General features: G+C 56.7%; 3 protein-coding genes and 1 pseudogene. All 4 read left to right on the top strand.

Annotation, left to right across the window (positions count from 1 at the left end; translation table 11 throughout):
• The coding region (locus M0974_RS05365; protein ID WP_297833694.1) for a cytochrome c peroxidase at nucleotides 1–897 on the top strand (897 nt) is incomplete at its 5' end.
• On the top strand, nucleotides 894–2,708 hold the full coding sequence (locus tag M0974_RS05360) for a DAHL domain-containing protein (protein WP_297833692.1): 1,815 nt from the start codon (nucleotides 894–896) through the stop codon (nucleotides 2,706–2,708). The genes M0974_RS05365 and M0974_RS05360, both read left to right, overlap by 4 nt.
• Nucleotides 2,705–4,117, top strand: a complete 1,413-nt coding sequence (locus M0974_RS05355; RefSeq protein WP_297833689.1) for an ATP-binding protein — start codon at nucleotides 2,705–2,707, stop codon at nucleotides 4,115–4,117. The genes M0974_RS05360 and M0974_RS05355 overlap by 4 nt, the downstream gene beginning before the upstream one ends.
• A gap of 104 nt (nucleotides 4,118–4,221) precedes the next feature.
• A pseudogene (locus tag M0974_RS05350) lies at nucleotides 4,222–4,395 on the top strand (quinolinate synthase); the annotation flags it as partial.

Genomic DNA, 4,395 nt, shown 5'->3' with positions numbered 1-4,395 from the left:
GCGCAGGTCCTCGACGAGCCGTTAACACCCCTCCCAGCACCGCCCATCCAAGACCCTGGCATAGTCGAACTGGGTCGCAAGCTGTTCAACGAGGTGCGTCTTTCGGCCAATGGCAACTTGTCGTGTGCCAGCTGCCATCATCTGGCCACAGGCGGAGCCGATGACAAAGCGTTCTCCAGTAACGCCAACGGCAAAGTCGCCCTGGTCAATACACCTTCGGTGTTTAATGCGAGCCTGAACTTCAAGCAATTCTGGAACGGCCGGGTCGACACTCTTGAACAACAGATTGAGCAAGTGGTGCAGAGCCCCTTGGAAATGGGCAACAGCTGGACAGCCGTGCTCGCCGCCTTAGGTCGCGACCCCGCCTATCGTGAGGACTTCAAGAATGCATATGCCGACGGAGTCACCGTCGCCAACATTCAAAACGCTTTGGCCAGCTATGAACGCACGTTGCTGAGTGCTAATTCGCGCTTCGACCAGTACCTACGCGGCGACACTGATATTCTGAGTACTGAAGAAAAGTACGGCTATCAGCGCTTCAAGGACTACGGGTGCGTCGCTTGCCATCAAGGCGTCAACATCGGTGGCAACATGTTCCAGAAGTTCGGCGTAATGGGTGATTACTTCCAGGCCAGAGGCCAGTTGACCGAGTCCGACTTGGGGCGTTACTTAGTGACTGGGGAAGAAGAAGACCGCAACGTGTTCAAAGTGCCGAGCCTGCGCAATGTAGCGGTGACCGCGCCGTATTTTCACGACGCTTCGGCGCCAACACTCATTGACGCCGTGGAGATCATGTTCAAGTACCAACTGGGTCGCCGCCCCAGCGACGAAGATAAGCGACTTATTGTGCTGTTCCTCAATACGCTGACAGGAGAATGGCAGGGCAAGCCGCTATGAACGGTCGTTCTATGGTGGTCAGGCAGTTGGTAATGGCTATCCTGGCCTTGGCTTTGGTGGTGAGCTTGGTATACCTGTATTCGCGGTCCGAGATGGGCAAGGCCGAGTCATACATCCAATCACGGGATCTGATCCGGCAAATCAAGCAACTCAACGCTCAGTGGGAGTCCGAGATCTTCAAAAGCCGGATCGCCTTGACCCATGATTACGATCGCCTGGTATTGCCATTGACCGAGATCCAGCGGTTGTGGGGGAGTTTTATCGCCTCGGCGGGGGAGCCCGATAGCGACCGGGTAGCGCTGTGGCAAGCCGACCGCGACGCATTGGTTAAGTCTTTGGCCGAAAAGGCCAGGTTGGTCGAGCAGTTCAAGTCTCACAACGCCGTTCTACGCAACTCCTTAACATTCTTGGCCACGGCCGAAGACGATATTCAGGAGCAGTTTGCCAGCTTGAGCCCCGATGAACGACTGGCGTCGCAAAACATCGCCACTGACACCTACGATGTGTTGCTCAGTTGCCTGGAGTTTGCCCAGGCGACCTCCGACGATAAGGCCGCCGAGGTCTTGTTAGGTCTCAATCAGCTGTCGATTAACAAAACGATGCTCCCGCAAAGCTTTTATCCGGCGATCGATAATCTGAGCAGTCATGTCGCCTTGATTCTGCGCGAACAGCCCCTTGTAAACAGCCTCTTGGCTCGCATCACGGCCCTCCCGGTAGCCGAGCAACTGGACAGTATCAACACCTTGCTCGACCAGGATCAGCAACGGGCCGAGGCCATTGATCAGCGTTACCATTCTTACCTGCGGATTTTCTCGGTCATCTCCGTGGGCCTGTTAATTTTCCTGGGCATTCGCCTGATGCGCAGCTACCACGTGATCAACCGTGTTAATGAGGACCTGCAAGCTGCCAATGAGAGCCTGGAGCGGCGCGTGGAAGACAGGACCAAGGCGCTCAAGGATGCGCAAAGCGAATTGCTTGACGCCGCCCGGCAGTCAGGTATGGCTGAAATTGCCACGAACGTACTGCATAACGTGGGGAATATCCTCAACAGCGTAAACGTCTCGGCCGAAATGATCACGCAACAGGTCCGCAGCAGTAAGAGTGCTGGGCTGGAGAGAGCCATGCAATTGATCAACGTCCATGCCGACGATTTGGGTCACTATCTCTCCGAAGACGACAAAGGCAGGATGCTTGCGAGCTATCTAAACCAGTTAGTCGAGGCCATCGCGATGGAGAAGCAGAACATCGCGGACGAACTCGGTCACTTGACCAAAAGCGTCGATCACATAAAAGAAATCGTCGCCACTCAGCAATCCTATGCCGGGGTGGCAAATCTGGTCGAGCCGGTAAGGGTCAGTGAGCTGATGGAAGACGCCTTGCGTATCAATTCGGGCGCCTTGCACAAGCAACAAGTCAACATACGCCGCGAATTTGGCGACGTCCCGGAGATCATCGCTGACAAGCACCGTCTGCTACTGATCCTGGTCAACCTGATCAGTAACGCCCGGTTCGCCATGGCCGGTGCTAGCGATAGAGCCCGAGCGCTGACGCTAAGCATCAGGGTAATCGACGGTGCAACCCTGCAGATTAGCGTCAAGGACGAAGGTGACGGCATAGCGCCGCAGAACCTGGCGCGCTTATTCACTCATGGATTCACCACGCGCAAGGAAGGCCATGGCTTCGGCCTGCACAGCTGCGCTTTGGCAGCGGTTGAAATGAAGGGTCGATTGACCGCCCATAGCGACGGCCCTGGCACCGGCGCGACATTTACCCTTGAGTTTCCGCTGATAAAAGAGACAGGTGAAGCATGAATGTAACCAATCGGCGAATCCTGCTGATCGATGACACTCCCTCCATTCACGAAGACTACCGAAAAATTCTCACGCCCCGCTCCGGCGGTAATCCCGACCTGGACGTGCTGGAAGCCGCCCTGTTTGGTGACGAAGCCAAGCCTCAGGCGGTGCTCTTCGAGACGTGCTCCGCTTACAGCGGCCAGCAAGGGCTGGAGCAGGTCCGCCAGGCCAAGATCGAACAGCGGCCATTTGCTATGGCCTTCGTCGACATGCGCATGCCCCAGGGCTGGGATGGCGTGGAGACCATCGAGCATTTATGGAAAGAAGATCCGCGTTTGCAAGTCGTCATCTGTACCGCCTACACCGATTACTCGTGGGGCGAGCTGTTGGCTCGCCTGGAGAGCCGCGATCGCTTGTTGATCCTGAAAAAGCCCTTCGACAATATCGAGGTCACGCAGTTGGCCAACGCCCTGACCAGCAAGTGGGAAATGACCGAGCGTGCCCAGTTGAAGATGCAGGAACTGGAGACCCAGGTAGACCTGCGCACCCAAGAGTTCAAGCAGGCCAGCCAGGCGCTGCAGAGCGAAATCGACGAGCGCAAGCAGCTCGAAGGGCAACTGGTGCAATCTGAGAAACTGGCGTCGCTGGGCCAATTGGCGGCGGGCATCGCCCACGAGATCAACAACCCGATCGGCTTCATTTCCTCAAACCTGGGCACGCTGGCGCAGTACTTTTGCAAGTTCCAAGAAGTGCTGGAAGCCTACAAGGCTGCCGAAAGCCAGATCGTTTCGCCACAAATCATTCAGGAATTGCGAGCCCTAAAGGAGCGCCTGGACCTGCCGTTTATCGAGGAAGAAATTCCCCTGATGATCCAAGAGTCCAGGGACGGAGCAGGACGCGCCGCGCAAATCGTCAAGGACCTCAAGGAGTTCTCCCGGGTCGATGCAAAGCCGCAGTGGCAATGGGCGAACCTGCAACGCGGGATCGACTCGACGCTGAACATCGTCGCCAATGAAGTCAAGTACAAGGCCGATGTGATCAAGGATTACCAGCCGTTGCCAGATATCGAATGTCTACCTTCGCAGATCAATCAGGTGATCATGAACCTGGTGGTCAACGCGGCACAGGCCATCGGTCCAGAGCGCGGTACGATTACCCTTCGCAATGGTGTCCAGGGTGAACGCGTGTGGCTGGAGGTCAGTGATACCGGTACGGGTATCGCGCCGGACATCGTGCAGAAGATCTTCGACCCGTTCTTCACTACCAAGCCGGTGGGCCAAGGTACCGGGCTGGGTCTGTCGCTGTCCTACGGCATTGTACAGAAGCATGGCGGGCATATCAGCGTGCAGAGCACCCGGGGGGTCGGTACTACCTTCCGCGTCGAACTGCCCATCCGCCAGCCGTCAGCCGCCATCCGCCAGGCCTGAAACCAGTGGGCCGATTAACGTGAGTGGATCGGGCTTTTTTTGTGTGTCTTGTTCAGGTGTACAATCGGCATCCGCGCACAAGCGCTATTGGGGTCCCAGCGAACATGACGCAGATTTCAGAACGCCTTTTAGTCCAGGCCCACCTCGACGCCAAGCAACCCAAAGTGCTGAGCGCGGACGAGCAAGCGCATTACCGTGCTGCGATTGCCGCCGAGTTAAAGGCGCAGGACGCAGTCCTGGTTGCTCACTATTACTGCGATCCGGTGATTCAGGCCTTG

This window comes from Pseudomonas sp. (assembly GCF_026224925.1).
Taxonomy (GTDB): domain Bacteria; phylum Pseudomonadota; class Gammaproteobacteria; order Pseudomonadales; family Pseudomonadaceae; genus Aquipseudomonas.
This window is presented reverse-complemented; position numbering and strand designations above follow the sequence as displayed.

Excerpts from the sequence above, each read along its gene's own strand:
- M0974_RS05360 (WP_297833692.1), top strand. The coding sequence starts at position 894 with ATGAACGGTCGTTCTATGGTGGTCAGGCAGTTGGTAATGGCTATCCTG.
- M0974_RS05355 (WP_297833689.1), top strand. The coding sequence starts at position 2,705 with ATGAATGTAACCAATCGGCGAATCCTGCTGATCGATGACACTCCCTCC.